The organism is Segatella copri, from assembly GCF_019249765.2.
GTDB lineage: Bacteria > Bacteroidota > Bacteroidia > Bacteroidales > Bacteroidaceae > Prevotella > Prevotella copri_K.
Map to the genome: position 1 here is coordinate 860,111 of NZ_CP152484.1, position 16,578 is coordinate 876,688.

Consider the following 16,578-nt stretch of genomic DNA (forward strand, 5'->3'; position numbering starts at 1 on the left):
GTGTATGGCACACAAAGAATTTAGAATGCCACCTCGTTATATGGTGGGCGATATAGTTTATAGTCACGGATTTATCTGTATTATCTGTAGCATCTATCCGTTCAATATAGATTATTCTTACGACTTGAAAGTTATTGATGGGCAAAGCTTGGGCAAAATTTATCAAAATGATATTATGCACGTTCATATTTGGGAAGAGTTTCTTAAAAAGAATGGATGGACATGTTATCGCTCTGAAGGAGAATGTTTTGGGCATAGGTGGTATAAACACCAAGAATACCCTTTCACTTTGCGATGTAATAATTTCTTGAAAATTTACGGAGTATCTTTCAATGACGGAAAAGACGATACTGTTATGATAAAATGTGTAGATGAACTCCAACATATTCTTTATGGCTTGCAATTAGATAGCAATTTAAAAATATAAACGTATGGATAAGTTAGAATATATTCCAGGAGATTTGGTGATGGTAAAGGAGTCAGCACTTCGATTTGCTAAAGATAAAATATTTAAAGTAATATCTTCATTGAGTGGTGGCTTTGTTAAGGTAGTCATGTTAAATGATAGTAGTACAACATACTCTATTAGTAATAATGCTGTTCGTCCGATTCCTCTCACTCCAGAGATTCTAGAGAAGAATGGATGGGTGAAAGAAGTGATGAGCAGAGGAGTAAAGAATAGTCATTGGGTATATACAAAACCCGATATTGAAGAATATGGATATTTTCCTATTTACATAGAAAAAGGTATCGGAAAAGAGTTTGATGTATATCCGTTTACAGATAACCGCGTTTGCAAACAAATTGTATATATTAAATATGTCCATGAACTCCAACACCTTCTCTTTGGTCTAGGGCTTAACTCAGAAATGGAGGTGTAGGTATGTTAACAGCATTATCAATCATATTCATAGCTATAGGCATAAGAATTTGCAGAGATTTATGGTATGCTCATATCGGACTGCTTATTTTCGTGATAGGCTTATGCTTTACTTGTATGGCTATAAAACAATTAATGGAGGTGTAAATATGGCATTAGAAGTTGTAGTTTTAGATAAGGATGAATATAAGGCACTTATTGATAATCAAGCTGACGAAGATGAATTAGAGTATTTGAAAGCTTGCCAATATGCTTTAGAATCCTTTAATAAAGTCAGAGGTTTATGCCCTAAATGTAAAAAATCCGTTGTAATTGACGGGTGGGTATGTCCTTGTTGCGGATATGATTCAAGTGGTGAAGAATTATATAAATATGGTGATTAACTGCCTTCGGGCAATAAAATATAAAGATATGACAGAAGAAAGATTATCTAGAGCTAACGAATTAAGCAACTTTGTTAATGCTTATAAAGAAGTTATCGGTAGATATTGTAATGGCATGAGTGTTAATGAAAACAGACTGGGGTGTGCTCTAATAGATATAAACAAGTATGCGCCAAAAGAATCTGCCGACATAAAGAATGCTATAAAAAAGGCTTTAAATAGTATTCAGAAAGAGTTTGACGAGCTTTAGTAACTAACCATCCCTTATGGGATATAAATAGATAGGAAATGAGTGAAAATGTAATCACATCGTACAAGGGATTCGACAAGAATATGAAATGCCGTGGATTTAAGTACGAAGTTGGAAAAGAGTATGAAATGGACGGAGAAATCAGGTGTTGTAACCGAGGCTTCCATGCTTGCAAGTCTCCGATTGAAGTGTGGGACTACTACGATATGCTTAACTCTCGCTTTGCAGAAGTAGAGCAGTCTGGCAAGATAGACGAAGAAGAAATGTCAACAAAGATATGCTCTTCTCGTATCAAGATTAAGGCTGAGTTAAAGTTGGCTGACATCATTAATATCGGTGTCGAGTGGCTGAAAGATATAACATCACCATCTAAAGTTAAGGCAGATGGTGTGTTAAACGACAATGGATACAGAAGAAAACAGATTGGTTCATCGGGCAACTATGCTAAGATTGGTTCATCGGGCTACTCTGCTAAGATTGGTTCATCGGGCAACTATGCTAAGATTGGTTCATCGGGCTACTATGCTCAGATTGGTTCATCGGGCTACTATGCTCAGATTGGTTCATCGGGCGACTATGCTCAGATTGGTTCATCGTGCTACTATGCTCAGATTGGTTCATCGGGCGACTATGCTCAGATTGGTTCATCGGGCGACTCTGCTAAGATTGGTTCATCGGGCAACTATGCAAAGATTGGTTCATCGGGCTACTATGCTCAGGTTGGTTCATCGGGCGACTATGCTCAGATTGGTTCATCGGGCTACTATGCTCAGATTGGTTCATCGGGCGACTATGCTCAGATTGGTTCATCGGGCAACTATGCTCAGATTGGTTCATCGGGCAACTCTGCTCAGATTGACAGTACAGGAGAAGATTCCGTTATTATGTGTGCTGGAAACGAATCTAAAGCCAAAGCAAAGGTTGGCTCTTGGATAACGCTGGCAGAATGGAAGTGGAGCGATGAAAAGAATCGTAATGTTCCAGTATGTGTTAAGACAGAGTACGTTGATGGAGAGAATATCAAGGCTGATACTTGGTATCAACTTAAAAACGGAAAGTTTGTTGAAGTTAATGAGTAGCTAACCACCCTCTCCTTGGCAACAGGGAGAGGGTAAAAAGAAGAGAATATGGAAGATTTTTTTGGAAAAGAAATTGTAATTGGTGATAAGGTTTTATTTTCCAATTGCAATAATGAACGTATCCTAATAGGGGATGTTACTGAAATCGGTATCACAAGGGCTAGAATAGAAGCTTTTGATGATGAAGGTGAAATTCATCATCATACGAGATTCGGAAGGAATATGGTAATCATCAAGGAGGATAAGCAATGAGCAAAGAAAAAGCAATAGTTCACATTAATAATGTTTCCAAGCTGATTGGCTCAAAAAGAATAAAATTGAGTGAAGGTATGGCAATTCATATTCAAAACGAGTTAGTCTTGGCACTTAAAGAGTTGGAGGATTGAGTATGACAAGAGAAGAAGTTAAAAAGTTATTGCCTATCATTAAGGCATTCAGTGAAGGCGAAACAATTCAACATCTAGACATAATAAATGACAAGTGGGAAGATGTTGATGAGTTCGTTTATCACGGAAGTGTAAAAAGCTATCGCATCAAATCAGATAGTCAGCCCAAAGCAAAGTACCGTCCATTTGTAAACACAGAAGAATGTTGGCAGGAGATGTTAAAGCATCAGCCTTTTGGATGGGTGAAGAACAATAACCTCTATCGGAATATCTTAGAAACAAGCGATGGAGCTATTTTATTACCATCATTTCCTGGGGAGATGTTTGTGTTTTCTTTTAATAAGGCTAAGGAAAAATTCACCTTTGCTGATGGGACTCCGTTTGGGGTAAAAGTGGAGGAATAGTTATGGAAATATCAAGGAGAGCCTATCAAGAATTGATAGACGGAGATATAGAATGGCTTCTTAGACAGCCTAGAGACCTCGAAAGAGACCATATAGAGGCAGTGCTAAGAAAGAGTGTTGAACTTTTATACGGGAAGGAAGAATAGCTTATGTATAGACCGATTACAATGTATCAGATTGTTTGCGATAGATGCGGAGAAGTATTTGGCGGTACAGATACTTGCTCTGCACTATTCAGCAATAAAGAAGTCGATATTGGTGACTACTCAGATTGGGAAATGATAGATGGCAAACACTATTGTCCCGATTGTTATGAAGTAGAGGTCATTGATGGAGTGTATAACGTTAAAGCAAAGGAGAAATAGATATGGAAGTATTAAAAGACATAAGTCAGTTAACAAAAGGTTGCGGAGTGACATTTATTAAAAATGATAATTTCCACTTCTACGAGTACCTTATGGTACACCCTAATCGTGAAACCTATTATCTATTTATAGATAACTGGTCGCAAGACGTTGTACGAATACACATTGATGACCTCTTGTCAGGAGATTATTATGTTGGTAAGTACGACCGAATCTTCGTCATGGAGAAGAGAAAAAATTTCTTCAGACGAATGATAAAGAATTGTGATAAAAGAATTGAAGAACTTAAAAGTAAGTAGTTATGGCAAAACCTTACAGAATCAAGCATAAGGCTAGCGGGTTGTACTACCAGCCTGCAAGAAATCATAGTAATCTTGGTAAAAATGGCAAGGTGTATATGGCAAACAACTCGCCATTACTAGCAAATTATGGATATGATTATATATCTATTAGTGTTAGAAAAGGCACTAAGGTACATAATATTCTAGAAAGGTTAATGCCCTTAAAAGGCGTAAAACGTTCTTATGATGCAGAAGTTTGTTATCGTGTCCCAAAGAGTGAATTTGAAAAAGAAGAATTATAGCGTATGAAAAGTATATTCTCTATGTTTGCTTATTGGGGTAGAGTACATCAATTCCCAGACGGACATATTAAAGTAGAAAATAATTTGGCGTGGAGAAGAAAACATATGCATTTTCGCAGTAGTAATAAAAAATACCTTTTTAGCGTATGAAAAAAGAAACAAGAAATGTAGTAGTTCTCGATTGGGAGGATAAAATTAAGCTACAACAATTTATCGAGGATTTGGAACAAATCTCTGAGACTTATCAAAGTCCTTGCAAGGAACTTACAGGTATCAATAATACAATTTACTATCTCAAAACGATTGAGGAGGCAATTAATTAGCGTATGAAGCTTAAAAAGATAGAATAAATGAAGAAGGAAATATTTGACTTCTCGGAGGCTCTGAGAAGAATGAAGGAAGGAAAGAAAGTGAGAAGGGTAATCTGGAAAGAATGTGGAGCTTATATCCATATTGTCTCTGAGACTATTGTGGCTGTATGCGATGGAGAATTCTTTCCTTGTGTTTTTAAAGATTCTGAGGATATTCTCGCAACAGACTGGGAGGAGGTGTAGGGATGAAGATTAGATTAGCAAAGAAGATAATGAAGCCAAACTTTCGTAATGGAAAGATAGGCTATTGGCATAGTCGATACGATTTGTATTGTATGGGGTTTGATGGTTGCAAAGACCACCGCATCACAAAAGCCATAAGTTTAGTTGAATATTGGAATGCTCGTAGGTACAGAAACGAGGCGGCAAAGTTTAATAAAAAGAATCCGTTCCGTCCGAGAGACCTTCGCCGTAGTGTAGAAAGATTAAAACAGTACAGCGTATGAATGAAGAAAAATGTTGCGGTAACTGTCATTGGTTTGATAGCGAAGACGCTTATGGTGTAGGATGGTGCAGTAATAACGAGCATGAATCATCTTGCGACCAAGTATGTGATGAACATGAATTTTAAACTTTAAATATTAAAATGGAAAAGATCTACAGATATTTTAAAGGAGGTTATTACAGATTTATTACTGAGGTCACTAATAGTGAAACTCAGGAGAAAGAAGTTGTTTATATGGCACTCTATGGTGAACACAAGATTTGGACGCGCCCTGCCGATATTTTCTACGGTAAAGTTAATGTTGGAGGTGTAATAATGAACCGGTTTACCGAAGTTATTGGTGAACCAGTTTTGTTCAAGAAAACAGACGAGAATGCTATTATGCCAACCAAGGCGCACGATGATGATTTCTGCTACGACTGCTATGCTGTATCAGAAATGGAGATTTACCCTAATGTATGGAAGTATGGTCTAGGATTCGCTTTACAGATTGAAGACCAAAAGAAACCTGTTGACATTTCAAGATGTTTTACATTTCGTTCACGTTCTTCTATATGTAATACAGGAATGATTCTTAGTAACGGTATTGGTACAATAGACAATTATACAGGCGAGATTTCTGCTGTATTCTATCACGTATTTCCAAAAATGCCGCGATATAAGGTTGGCGACAAAGTGGTACAATTTCATCTTGAAACTTGTGACAACATCATGTTTATAGAGACGGATGAGTTAAACAAAACAGAGCGCGGCGATAACGGCTACGGCTCTTCTGATAAAAAGTAATACATGAATATCACAGATGAACAGAAAACGTATATAAAGGAACACCCTTACGAATCTCCTTACGCAATGGCCAAGAGCTTCGGTTGCGCAGTACAGACTGTTTACTGGTGGCTACATAGGCTGCATGGGGATTCGTTCAAGGACGCAAGAAAAGAGCAAAGAGAGAAGATCAGGGAATCTGTCCGTAAGCTATATCCGGATTACTCTTCTTCTGAAATTTCCAAAGAACTTGGAATAACAAAGTCATGTGTAACAAGCATAGCAAAGGCACTTGGCGTTACTCATACCCAGGAAACGGAAGAAAGACTTCGGTTGAAATGTGCACAGGCAATAATAAGACCGGAGATAATAGCTAAACGTTCTGAATCTCTAAAAAAGACGCTGAGGCTTGACAGGTACAGAGCAACGAATGGAATAAAACAGAAGACACGACGCAAGTTCAAGACCATTCCGAGCAGATGTCTCTGTGCAAGGAACTATCTCTGCAATAAATACAACTACTTCTACGACAAAGATTACGGAGAGCTGCTTACCGTGTTCTACGACAGCGAAACCAAAATGTTGACAGAAGAGCAGCAGAAACACTACGAGACGAAGTATGGTATCAAGTTCCTCCAGGGAGCTGAAGAATAATTTCTGTGCATTATCTATATGTTTAGGGGTGGCTACACATCGCGTGCGGTCACCCCTTTTTGTTTATAAATCAATAACCAAATAAAAACATTAGAAAAAACTAAGAACGTTTGTGTAACTTTAATTTCCAGTATATACAACCTAAAAATGCGAGAATGGAGAGTGTAAATTAAACTGTGTCAAGCTACAATAAAAGTAGTTTAACACAGTTTTTATATTATGGACAACTTAGAAATTGATTACAAGAAAGCAGCTCAGCAGTTGCGTAGTGGTGAAGCCTTATTTGGCAAGGACGGAGCATTAGCTCCATTGTTAGAGCGTATTCTCAACTCAGCTCTCGAAGGTGAGATGGATGCTCATTTAAGTGAAGAGGAACGCTCTTCCGGCAACCGTCGTAATGGTAAGATGAGTAAGAAGGTTCAAACAAAATATGGTGAGGTCACTATAGAGACTCCTCGTGACCGAGACGGAACTTTCCAACCTGAGACCGTAAAGAAGCGTGAGACTATTCTTGCCAATGGCATGGCAGACCAGATTATTGAGATGTACGCCATGGGCACCAGCACACGTGACATCAGCAGCTACTTTGAGCGTGAGTTCAACACAACTCTATCAGCCGATACTATCAGCTCTATAACAGACCGTGTATTACCCGAAATCACCGCCTGGAAGTCTCGCATGCTCGATCCTGTATATGCCATTTGCTGGCTTGATGCTATCCATTATAAGGTAAAGGATGAGAATGGCAGAGCTGTCACACGAGCCATTTACAACATTCTTGGTATCAACAAGGAAGGCCAAAAAGAACTGTTAGGTATGTATGTGTCTAAGAGTGAAGGAGCTAACTTCTGGCTAGAAGTTCTTACGGATCTTCAGAACCGTGGTGTTCGAGACATCTTGATTTGTTGTATTGATGGTCTCAAAGGCTTCCCAGATGCCATCCAAAGCGTATTTCCTGAGAGTTCTGTGCAGCTCTGTATTGTCCATCAGATACGCAATTCTATCAAGTATGTTGGCAGTAAGCATCAAAAGGAGTTTATCAAGGATTTAAGAACAGTATATGGTGCAGTAAACAAAGACTCCGCTGCTGCTAATTTAGACCTGTTAGAGTCTAAGTGGGGAGAGATGTACCCAATTGTCATCAAGTCATGGCGTGACAATTGGGAACGTCTGACAGAGTATTTCCAATATACTCCAGCCATCCGTAAACTCATTTATACGACCAATACGGTTGAGGGGTATCACAGACAGGTAAGAAAGGTCACAAAGACTAAAGGGGTCTTTCCTACGGATAATTCTTTGGAGAAGCTTGTATACTTAGCTTACCGCAACATCCGTAAGAAATGGACTATGCCACTGGCAAATTGGGGACAACTTTCTCAACAATTGGCAATAAAATTTGGAGATAGATTTAAAATTATGTAACTTTGCAGCCGAAAAGACTTCCCTGCTGGGGGCATGCCCCCAGCAGGGAGTGGGAATGAAAGTTAAGAACAAGCCTTGACACAGTTTAATTTACACCCCCCGAGAATGCCTATGAAAAGGCAAACTGAAGTTATCTTACCTATATTTAAAAATGCCATGTCAGTCCTTGATAGCTGTTTCTCGACATATACTTTATCTTTCGATATTTTACTTATCACTGAGATTAAGGAGTCACACTTGCTATGATATATCGCAGCACTATCCTTGTATTCCTTAAGACTAGAAATACTATCTCTCAGTATCTGTACGTCCTCTTGTGATATTTCGTGATATTCGTAGTGAAATTTATCCTCACCAACCTTGTTGCCGTTCGCATCATACTTCGAAGCTGTACTATCCTTGATATGTGTCTTCTCTTTCGTAGTTGACTTCATAGACTCTTTATGCGATGCTCTGTATGATTCCAGCTCCTTGACAAGCCTTGCATTAAAGAGTGAATCCCACTTAGCCTCGTTGCGCCGGTCTGTGATGTACGTTTTCTTCTCTATCACACGTTCTTTCGCCTTACATCTACAGAACATTGATAGAATCAGCATTGCTACTGCAATGGTAATTACAACCTTTGTTATCTTATCTATCAGTTTCATAAGCAAGTGAATTAATTCTGTTCAGCCAACCATTCTTGAACTTTTTGTTCTGTGGTCTTGTCTGACAGATACGGTCAATGAAATTTTTTCTTTCCTGCTTGATGTTATCAAACAGTTCCCGGCCATCTCTTGCGTTGACAGCTGCGATAGTCTTCGGCCCGACAATACCATCCACATCAACGCCAAGAACTCTCTGAGGAATCTTGATACCGTAGGCTCCGCTAGCCCATACCCAGTCGACGAGGATATTGGCTACGTTCTGGTCTTTAATATCATCAGCATTCCACTTATCCCAGTAGTACTTCTTGAAGATTACACCCCATTGCACACTGGTCATACGCTTTAAATCGTTAACCGTCTTCTTGCTGCCGAATACTGAGCGGTACGTAGCAAGAGTCACACCCATATTAGTAGCTCCTCCCAAATCATCTTTGTCGTTAACGAAGCCACCTTCCCACTTTAGGATAAACGGCTCTAAAATCTTACTGTTTGCCATTTTTGTTTTCCTCCTCTTTTTTATCAAACTCATTGTTGAGTCTGTCAATAATCGGTTTCCAGTAACTAGGCAGTGCCTTTGCGAACTCGAATCTCAAAATGTAGTAAATAACTCTGAATGCTACATTCTTAGGGTATGCCTTGATGAGGTTTTTGAACGCGTTGCATAGATACACATAGCAGAATATATACGTAAGCATCTTAATCACGAATAATGCTTCTGTATTGTCGTTGCAACTTACCATGATTCCATACATGACATACACAATAACAACATACAAGAGCATCTCTAAAAGTGCGTTCTTGAACTTTGATACAGAAAAATTCTTGCATCGTACAACACTCACGCCGTCAGCTCGCATACCGCAGAAGATATTGAAGCCAAATGCGATAACCAACGCCAAGATGAATCCCTCTGTTGGCGTTGCAAAGGCAAGTATAGCTGAAAAAATAGTAACACCTATCTGCCGAATCTGTGATGAATCTAATAAATCTGTCATAATCTGTTATCCTGAATAATTAATAAAAATAAAGTTTCGGTCTCTTTCTGCAAAGATAGCAAAAAAAACCGAAACTTTATTCAGAATAACGAAAAACTTTAGACATTCAAGTCATAATATGGAAGTCTGCCACTTTCCAGGAAGGAAATACATTCATCGAAAATCTTTTGCTCGTAGTTGTACGTATTGATCTTCGGGAACCATTTCTTTATCTTTGCGTCGTTGCGTTTTACCATTTCACCCCAGAGAACGCACCAGTCTTCGAGATTGATGTTGTCGTTCTTGACCTCATGCCAATAGTCCTTGGCTACATCTTTAGTGTGAAGCTGGCCTATGAGACAAAGATGCATATCTGCCATTTCTTCGTTATAATGACACGCGCCAATCTCTCCCTGGACCTGCTTCATCATATCAAGCATTACGCTGTCATTCATTCCGACTTCACAACAATCTGCCATGATCGTAACACAGTTCTTGATAGCCTGCATGTCATTGCTAGCTATAATGTCTTCGAATATCTTTTTCATAACCGTATATTTTTGATGTTACTTCAGAAAATACTCTCTGATGTTGTATACACCATCCTTGTCTTTCAACAAATCGAGTGCAAGGCTGTGGGCATACTTAACCAGATGTTCTGTATCAATGTCCTTAACATCTTCCTTGCCGAGTATCTTAGCAATTGTGCATCCGTGGTCGCTTACAACCTGATTCATCGCAACGTACAAAGCGTAATCGTTGTAATAAGGTTTCTCTTCTGTTGCAAGTCCGAGACCGGTCATAGCATTGATCCATGTCTGCATATCCCAGGTTACTGGTGGATTCATACCGTTTACAATCTCCGAAGCCTCCTTCTTCGTAAGATAGTTCTTCCACTTGATAGCGCAAAGCTTATCAAGATACTCTTGTGCCAACTCTGGGTGCTTGGATGCCATATCCTTCATCATGCAACGCATCGTATTACCGAATACGTGCATATACTTTACGTTTGCTGATGATGCCATCATTCCGTACAGCTCATCAAATTTACTCATAATCTCTTTTGTTTCCATATCTTATATATTTTAACCTATTATCAAATCTCTCAACTCTACAAAGTCCTCCTCTGTGAAGTTGATACTTCGCTTGCTACCAAAGAGAATAGCAGTAGCAATTCCATCTGGCAGGTCAATAGACACAACTCCTTTGTCGATATGTCCGTGTATAAAACCTACATCGAATTTGTAATCTTCCACGGATTTTAGCATCTGCATCATATCTTCAAATATCGTGTTGGCATCTATGTTGCCGTCTTCATCGGCGATGAATAGGGTAGCGTTGTCAATGCTCTTGCCCCAACTATCTTTGTGCTTGGCGATGATGTTGTGCGCCGCACGTTTCATGTACACTGATGGTATGGCGAGCATCTGGTTAGCCTTAACCATATCGTCTATTCTAGCATCTGCCCACAAATCAAGCGATGTAAGCAGTTTCTCTTTCAATTCTGTTACGTTCATTTCTTAGTTCCTCCCTTCTTTGTCCCTTGAACCATAGCGAGATACTCTTGCCACGTTTTATCACTATGATTTGTCATATAGTCGTTAAGCATAGCGGTTTTCTGCTCTTCCGCCTGTGCTACTTCTTTTCTCAGTCGTTGCATCAAAGACAAATGTTTCTTTAATGCCTCCTGTCCTTGCTGAGTACTCTCAATGCGAGGACGTATGATGCGCAATTCCTCGTCTTGCACTAGCTTAGACACATATTGCAAGCTATTGACGTACTCCTGATTTTGCATCAAGTACTGACGTTGTGCGCCTGTAAGATTGTCTTCAATCTTGTCGATTTCATCCCATAAAGGGGTGGAAGACTGCTGCGCCTGCATGTTGATAGATGCTCGCTTCTGTTGTATTGCCTCATACATCTTCTGTAGCTCGGCATCCATCATCTGCGGCTGCTGCTGACTTGTACCCATATCCAATAATGGGCTGTTTCCAAAATTCATCATAATCAATATCTTTAAGTTGGTGATATATTATAGAGAGGTGAGAGGGCATCCACCAACGAGGGCAAACACCCCTCACCAACTCATTTCTTTTTAGTCCGTCTAACCGACTTCCTTACTGCTCTGTTACGCTCCTGTAGTGGGCGTGGAAGTAGCAGTACCGTTACAGCAATAGCTGCCGTAGCCCGAAATTACTGGCGTAGATGGGAGTACCAACTGACCACGCAAGCAATTGCAGGTCTTCTCGTTAACGTAAGCCATCATAAGCTTCTCCTTGTAAGGAGTGAGGGCTTCCATCACGGCTACCTTCTTGTCGAGGTCGCTATACTTTGCTTGCAACGCATCGTACTGGTCTCTCTGATTCTTGTACAAGCCAAAATCTGCATCAATCTGAGACTTGTAAAGACCGAACTCAGCCTGCATTGCACGGCGGTTCTCGGCGTTGATAGCATCGTTAGCACCCTTATACATAGAGAACTTCTCAGCGATGTCTGTCTCTCGCATAGCGTAGAACTTGTTAGCGGTGTCGAGCTTCATACCGAACATGTAGGTAAGCAACTTCACCTCATCATCGCATTCCTTCTCCATCACCTGTAAGGCGGTTGGCTGATTTGAACTTGCGTTAGCCCCATAGGCGTTGATGTTCACGTTCTCAGGCATATTGCTGCCACCGAGTGAACCAAACACACTGCGGTTGTTACCGCCAAGCAACCAAGCGCCAGCACCGAGTGCTGTGCCGATGATACCAAGGGTAAGACCAGCATTACCTGTAGCCTTAGAAGCATAATCGTCATGCTTTTTCCCCTCTTCGTAGATTTTCTTCTCTACGACCTTTGCATCTGTCATTTCCATGATACAATCTTTTTAAGTTATCCTTAATATTAACTAACACTATTGTAACGTTACGGATGCAAAGGTACAAAGAATAGGGGAGAGCAAATATAACTCTATCACACTTTCTTTTAGTGGTTGATTATCAGAGATTTAAGGTGATATGAGGTAATATCATAAATAACAAAAAAGAGAGGCAGTCACTTGCCTCTCTTGCTCAACTTGTAAGGAACACTTACATGTTCAACTATTAGGATAGAAGTAGAAGCAAAATTCCCCTATACTATTGGCGTAGTATAGGGGAATATTACATTCCTGCTCGGAAATGCGATGCTCTTAAAAGTGCTGCTCTAAAAAGCACTGCAAATATAGACAATAATTCCGAAACCACCAAATTTTTCATCATTAATTTGTTAGATACAGATACAATCCTTCCCCGAACCACATTATCAATATCATAGTTGATGATGTCACCCAAGCCATGAAGAACTTATCTATCGTTTTATACTTATAGGAAAGATACAGGTATGCTATGAACGTGCAGTTGATAATTACCAGTATCGCTACTATAATCAAAGTACAAAACATATAATCCATAATAATACTCATACGTTCTCGCTTATCCGTGCTGCGATAGGGCTTATCCGTTATGATTTTCTCTTACTCTTAATGAAGTGCAGTATATCCCACTTCTTCCAATATCGGGTGTGCCCACGTTTCTTGCATTCGCCATGGGGCAAATCGCCCCTAGCCACCATTCTGTTAAGGGTAGCATCAGAAACTCGCAATTTTTCCTTGACCTCCTCGGTGCTCATCATCGGGTTGAGCATATCGGGGATGATGTCACACAATCTATCAAGATCCTCATCGCTCATTCCGCAGGCGGTGATTTTCTCACCATTTCGCTGTTGCTCATCAGCTTTAAAGCAAGCATCAACTAATGACTTAAAAGCCGTGCCGAGTATCTTATAATTCAATATCTTTCCCATTATGCACAGATTTTACGTCCTAACTTTGACCTGCTGATAAACAAATCAGTAAAAGAGTACAGATAGAATATTGCCGTTACTACCATGACTGTAAAACAAGAATCTACCATATCTTTGGTGGTATACCAACTCCATTCCACAATGTGAGCCGCATTGATGCTTGCAAAGTAGAAGAAGGGAATGCGGTATCTCCAACACAAGAAGAAAAATCGGCTTGCTAATATCAAAACCATTGGCAGGACGTACACCATAAAATATATGTAGAGATAGCAAGTTGCATTCTCCGCATAAGGGATGAACATTTCACGAGGATGCTGAGAGAATTCATAAATGCCGTATGCGTGAAAGCACATAAGCGTGATAGGAACGTACTTACAAAACCATCTGAAAAATTTCAGAATCCTTCTACTATACCGATTACCGTGTCGCATCAGTAAGTCCATAACCTCACTGACATCTTTGTCTTTCAACCACTTTAACAGGTTGTCTTCGTCTTCTTTATTCATAAGCGTTGATTTTAATTAAATGATGGTGCAAAGATACACTCTTTTGCACAAAACCAGCGAAAATGAGAATATTTTTGTGTTAAACTTTATAAAAAGTAACAATCTGAAAGTAGATGGCTGCAAAAATAGCGTTAGAACGGTTTCCTTACCAAATTCTAACGCTATTAGTGTTTATCCTATCACAACCTCAAGGCTCTCCATATCAGCGAACTTCAAGCCGCAATCTTTCGCTGCCTTGAACAGCTCCTTCTCGTCAACGTCCTCGATGGCTACCTCTACCTCGGCATTGGCAAGGTCTGAGAAGTACTTCTCTGTCTTCTGCTTCTGATTGAAGAAGTACTCATTGACCTCAGCGAACTTGGCTGAATCGTCCTTGGTGTATTCGTAGCCCTCATTGGCGTGCTTCTGCTCTAGCTGCTGGCACTCCTGAAGCTTGCGCTGCATCTCCTCGAACTTATCGTCCTTCATGCTCTCCTGTGCTTCCTCCACATCCTTGTCGTAGGTATCGGCTACGTGGCGCAGAGCCTTCATATTCTTCCAAACTCGCATAGCGGCATCATCGCTCATTGATGATGTCTTCAATGCCTTCAATGTCTTGTAGGCTGCAACAGCCTCGAATGTCTTAATCTTTTTCATAATTGTTTCTTTATTTATATGTTATACAATATTCTTCTCCAGATTGCCATAGCAGAATACCTTTCCTATTAACACTGCAAAGTTAAGAAAATAATTCCGAATAGCAATGCAGGAGGAGCAAAATTTACGAATTTTAAAAATCAGCTTCCCCACGTTGGGTAATCACTAGGTCGCAACGTGTCTGCTTTCTCGGTGAGAACGTAAACCACAAATACATTTCTAGTATATTTGTTACATTAATAATATTTACGTTTTAACGCATAATATAACTACCTCCTGGAGGAACTTGTTTCCATCCACCATCTATATTAATTTCAAAAGATAATTGACATCTTTGTCCATAATATCCTCCTTCATAAACATTATCAAATCTTATATATACTTCAATATAATCTGTTCTATCACCTTCGGGAATAGTTACAGAGCCTGTACCTTGACCAGAGCTATTAGACACATAACCTCTTCCGTATGTTGTCTTATTATTACCATATGAGCAAACACTTCTAAATATACCATCATTAACTGTAAATGTAACATCAGGAAGTTTATATATTTTAGCTTTACAAATACAAGTAGCACCAACTAATTCTCTCAACGATGAGAAATCAACAAAACCACTAGAACCACTTTTAATACTTTCCATATTAATTTGTCTAGGATAATAATTAAAACGAATACCACCTGGACAACTTATAAAAATTATTTTTGAATTATCTTGTAAATTTGCGTTACGAACATTCGCTAAAAAAGGTACAATTTCAATTCTTTTATTATGACCTATATCAAAAGTTATTTCTTTACTTGCATATACATAATCCGTTGGTTTTTGGCAATTACCAACATAATAATTTTTATAAATCTTATCAGTAGTATTATATGGTGAATCATAACAAATTTGAATCCAAAAAGACCAAGCTAAATACAAATCGGTAATTATATCTTCCATAGTAACATTTGTATTATCATCAACACCTGCATTCTTATATAGAACACAATTAAATTTAGGAGTTGAAGAATAATAAATGTCAATATCACTTAATTCACGAATAGAAGTTTGGAAACGATTAAATTCTGCTTTAGCATTATAGTTTCTAAAATCACCTAATCTATAAGGAGAATTAGTACCACCTTTTGGAAAGTGTTTTCCTGAAGCATTTACAGCAGGCGAACCACCAGTACTTGCATCTTTATCAATACCGTTACTTCCATATACATTATCAATATAAAAATTTTTACATGCTTCAATAGCAAAACCTTCTCCACCATAATTATAACGTAAGTTCTTATAAGTATCCATAGGTATATTCATACCACAACGAACAACACAAGTATATTTACTATATGAAGATGTTACTATTTCATCAGAGTCTTCTCTAATAGGATATTCTTTAAATTCACCTTTACAATTAATAGGTTTATACTTACTCCATATATTTATATTTTCACTCTTACAAAGAGTAGCAAGGTCATTGCTACTCTCTCCAAGAGCTCGTTTAACATCATCAATGCTAACAGGAGCACTAATAATTCCATTTTCACTATTGTAAGACATAATCTTTATTTTTTTAATATTCAACTTCAGTTCCTTATTCTGTTACAACTTCTTTAGTAACAACTCGCTCTACTGTTACATTGAACACTAGGCAAGGCAGCTCTATAAGAGCCACCCTGCGTTAATACTCACGATACTTACTCTGCTGCCTCGCTTGCCATATTAGCGGCGATAGCGGAATTAACCTCCTTAATCAATGCTGATACCTCACTGAGCTTGCTCTGCGGAACACCGCTGATGTTGTAGGTCAGTTCGCTGCCGTTGGAGCTGGCATTCGCGTTGCCGAGATAATTACCATTTGGGTCACCATAGATACTCATATTGATGCTCTCAATGTTGCCACTCGTCTTGTCAACATTGTAGGTGATTTCTACTCGATAGCCGCCCTTGGTGTAAGTGGCAGCTGTCTGTTCACTTTTCTTGTTAATCTTTAAATTCTCCATTTTCTAAT

28 protein-coding genes are annotated in these 16,578 nt (G+C 39.1%); 16 read left to right on the forward strand and 12 right to left on the reverse strand.

What is annotated here, in order from left to right; all coding sequences use genetic code 11:
- Positions 1-4: 4 nt before the first annotated feature.
- The 16 genes from KUA46_RS03610 to KUA46_RS03685 all read left to right on the forward strand — a co-directional run bounded on the left by KUA46_RS03610 (position 5) and on the right by KUA46_RS03685 (position 7,990).
- Entirely contained in the window at positions 5-427 is a 423-nt protein-coding gene (locus KUA46_RS03610) for a hypothetical protein (protein WP_153137982.1), read from the forward strand.
- Between the two features lie 4 nt (positions 428-431).
- A complete protein-coding gene (locus KUA46_RS03615) occupies positions 432-881 on the forward strand; it encodes a hypothetical protein (RefSeq protein ID WP_153137984.1) in 450 nt (149 codons plus the stop codon).
- A 148-nt stretch (positions 882-1,029) separates the two neighbouring features.
- Positions 1,030-1,263, forward strand: coding sequence for a hypothetical protein (locus KUA46_RS03620; RefSeq protein ID WP_153137986.1), 234 nt, complete (start codon positions 1,030-1,032; stop codon positions 1,261-1,263).
- Positions 1,264-1,291: 28 nt separating this feature from the next.
- The gene (locus tag KUA46_RS03625; RefSeq protein ID WP_153137988.1) at positions 1,292-1,513 is read left to right on the forward strand and encodes a hypothetical protein; all 222 of its coding nucleotides are present in this window, start codon (positions 1,292-1,294) and stop codon (positions 1,511-1,513) included.
- 38 nt (positions 1,514-1,551) lie between these two features.
- On the forward strand, positions 1,552-2,592 hold the full coding sequence (locus KUA46_RS03630; protein WP_218487556.1) for a DUF7666 domain-containing protein: 1,041 nt from the start codon (positions 1,552-1,554) through the stop codon (positions 2,590-2,592).
- Positions 2,593-2,640: 48 nt separating this feature from the next.
- Entirely contained in the window at positions 2,641-2,844 is a 204-nt protein-coding gene (locus KUA46_RS03635; RefSeq protein WP_153137090.1) for a hypothetical protein, read from the forward strand.
- Positions 2,841-2,978, forward strand: coding sequence for a hypothetical protein (locus tag KUA46_RS03640; RefSeq protein ID WP_153137093.1), 138 nt, complete (start codon positions 2,841-2,843; stop codon positions 2,976-2,978). Before KUA46_RS03635 ends, KUA46_RS03640 begins: the two co-directional genes overlap by 4 nt.
- Positions 2,979-2,980: 2 nt before the next feature.
- A complete protein-coding gene (locus tag KUA46_RS03645) occupies positions 2,981-3,382 on the forward strand; it encodes a hypothetical protein (RefSeq protein WP_153137094.1) in 402 nt (133 codons plus the stop codon).
- Between the two features lie 167 nt (positions 3,383-3,549).
- Positions 3,550-3,747 carry a hypothetical protein gene (locus KUA46_RS03650; RefSeq protein WP_153081649.1) on the forward strand — a complete coding sequence of 66 codons (198 nt, stop codon included), beginning with the start codon at positions 3,550-3,552 and terminating at the stop codon, positions 3,745-3,747.
- A gap of 301 nt (positions 3,748-4,048) precedes the next feature.
- Positions 4,049-4,330, forward strand: a complete 282-nt coding sequence (locus KUA46_RS03655) for a hypothetical protein (RefSeq protein WP_153137096.1) — start codon at positions 4,049-4,051, stop codon at positions 4,328-4,330.
- Positions 4,331-4,476: 146 nt separating this feature from the next.
- A complete protein-coding gene (locus tag KUA46_RS03660) occupies positions 4,477-4,653 on the forward strand; it encodes a hypothetical protein (protein WP_153080462.1) in 177 nt (58 codons plus the stop codon).
- A 27-nt stretch (positions 4,654-4,680) separates the two neighbouring features.
- The gene (locus KUA46_RS03665; RefSeq protein WP_153137098.1) at positions 4,681-4,884 is read left to right on the forward strand and encodes a Thoeris anti-defense Tad2 family protein; all 204 of its coding nucleotides are present in this window, start codon (positions 4,681-4,683) and stop codon (positions 4,882-4,884) included.
- Positions 4,885-4,886: 2 nt separating this feature from the next.
- Complete coding sequence (locus tag KUA46_RS03670; RefSeq protein WP_153137100.1) at positions 4,887-5,147, forward strand: hypothetical protein; 261 nt, start codon at positions 4,887-4,889, stop codon at positions 5,145-5,147.
- 140 nt (positions 5,148-5,287) lie between these two features.
- Complete coding sequence (locus tag KUA46_RS03675) at positions 5,288-5,932, forward strand: DUF1653 domain-containing protein (protein ID WP_218487555.1); 645 nt, start codon at positions 5,288-5,290, stop codon at positions 5,930-5,932.
- Between the two features lie 3 nt (positions 5,933-5,935).
- Positions 5,936-6,565: an IS630 transposase-related protein gene (locus KUA46_RS03680; RefSeq protein ID WP_153137102.1), complete on the forward strand. Its 630-nt coding sequence runs from the start codon at positions 5,936-5,938 to the stop codon at positions 6,563-6,565.
- 219 nt (positions 6,566-6,784) lie between these two features.
- Positions 6,785-7,990, forward strand: coding sequence for an IS256 family transposase (locus tag KUA46_RS03685; RefSeq protein ID WP_118142106.1), 1,206 nt, complete (start codon positions 6,785-6,787; stop codon positions 7,988-7,990).
- A 62-nt stretch (positions 7,991-8,052) separates the two neighbouring features.
- Here the strand turns inward: KUA46_RS03685 and KUA46_RS03690 are convergent, their stop codons facing one another.
- From KUA46_RS03690 to KUA46_RS03745, 12 genes are all read right to left on the reverse strand, one after another.
- The gene (locus tag KUA46_RS03690; protein WP_218487646.1) at positions 8,053-8,637 is read right to left on the reverse strand and encodes a hypothetical protein; all 585 of its coding nucleotides are present in this window, start codon (positions 8,635-8,637) and stop codon (positions 8,053-8,055) included.
- Positions 8,621-9,133 carry a glycoside hydrolase family 108 protein gene (locus KUA46_RS03695; RefSeq protein WP_218487647.1) on the reverse strand — a complete coding sequence of 171 codons (513 nt, stop codon included), beginning with the start codon at positions 9,131-9,133 and terminating at the stop codon, positions 8,621-8,623. The genes KUA46_RS03690 and KUA46_RS03695 overlap by 17 nt, the downstream gene beginning before the upstream one ends.
- Complete coding sequence (locus KUA46_RS03700) at positions 9,120-9,632, reverse strand: hypothetical protein (protein WP_218487648.1); 513 nt, start codon at positions 9,630-9,632, stop codon at positions 9,120-9,122. The genes KUA46_RS03695 and KUA46_RS03700 overlap by 14 nt, the downstream gene beginning before the upstream one ends.
- A 98-nt stretch (positions 9,633-9,730) precedes the next feature.
- The gene (locus KUA46_RS03705; protein ID WP_218487649.1) at positions 9,731-10,159 is read right to left on the reverse strand and encodes a hypothetical protein; all 429 of its coding nucleotides are present in this window, start codon (positions 10,157-10,159) and stop codon (positions 9,731-9,733) included.
- Positions 10,160-10,177: 18 nt separating this feature from the next.
- The gene (locus KUA46_RS03710) at positions 10,178-10,666 is read right to left on the reverse strand and encodes a hypothetical protein (protein ID WP_218487650.1); all 489 of its coding nucleotides are present in this window, start codon (positions 10,664-10,666) and stop codon (positions 10,178-10,180) included.
- A gap of 30 nt (positions 10,667-10,696) precedes the next feature.
- Positions 10,697-11,128, reverse strand: a complete 432-nt coding sequence (locus KUA46_RS03715; RefSeq protein ID WP_218487651.1) for a hypothetical protein — start codon at positions 11,126-11,128, stop codon at positions 10,697-10,699.
- Positions 11,125-11,616: a hypothetical protein gene (locus KUA46_RS03720; RefSeq protein WP_118078873.1), complete on the reverse strand. Its 492-nt coding sequence runs from the start codon at positions 11,614-11,616 to the stop codon at positions 11,125-11,127. Before KUA46_RS03720 ends, KUA46_RS03715 begins: the two co-directional genes overlap by 4 nt.
- 123 nt (positions 11,617-11,739) lie before the next feature.
- Entirely contained in the window at positions 11,740-12,465 is a 726-nt protein-coding gene (locus KUA46_RS03725; RefSeq protein WP_153080470.1) for a hypothetical protein, read from the reverse strand.
- 626 nt (positions 12,466-13,091) lie between these two features.
- Positions 13,092-13,433 (reverse strand): helix-turn-helix domain-containing protein, encoded by a 342-nt coding sequence (locus KUA46_RS03730; RefSeq protein WP_218487652.1) that lies wholly within the window; start codon positions 13,431-13,433, stop codon positions 13,092-13,094.
- Positions 13,434-14,110: 677 nt separating this feature from the next.
- Positions 14,111-14,575: a hypothetical protein gene (locus tag KUA46_RS03735; protein WP_218487653.1), complete on the reverse strand. Its 465-nt coding sequence runs from the start codon at positions 14,573-14,575 to the stop codon at positions 14,111-14,113.
- A 253-nt stretch (positions 14,576-14,828) separates the two neighbouring features.
- Complete coding sequence (locus KUA46_RS03740) at positions 14,829-16,127, reverse strand: hypothetical protein (RefSeq protein WP_218487672.1); 1,299 nt, start codon at positions 16,125-16,127, stop codon at positions 14,829-14,831.
- Positions 16,128-16,264: 137 nt separating this feature from the next.
- The gene (locus KUA46_RS03745; protein ID WP_218487654.1) at positions 16,265-16,570 is read right to left on the reverse strand and encodes a hypothetical protein; all 306 of its coding nucleotides are present in this window, start codon (positions 16,568-16,570) and stop codon (positions 16,265-16,267) included.
- Positions 16,571-16,578 lie beyond the last annotated feature (8 nt).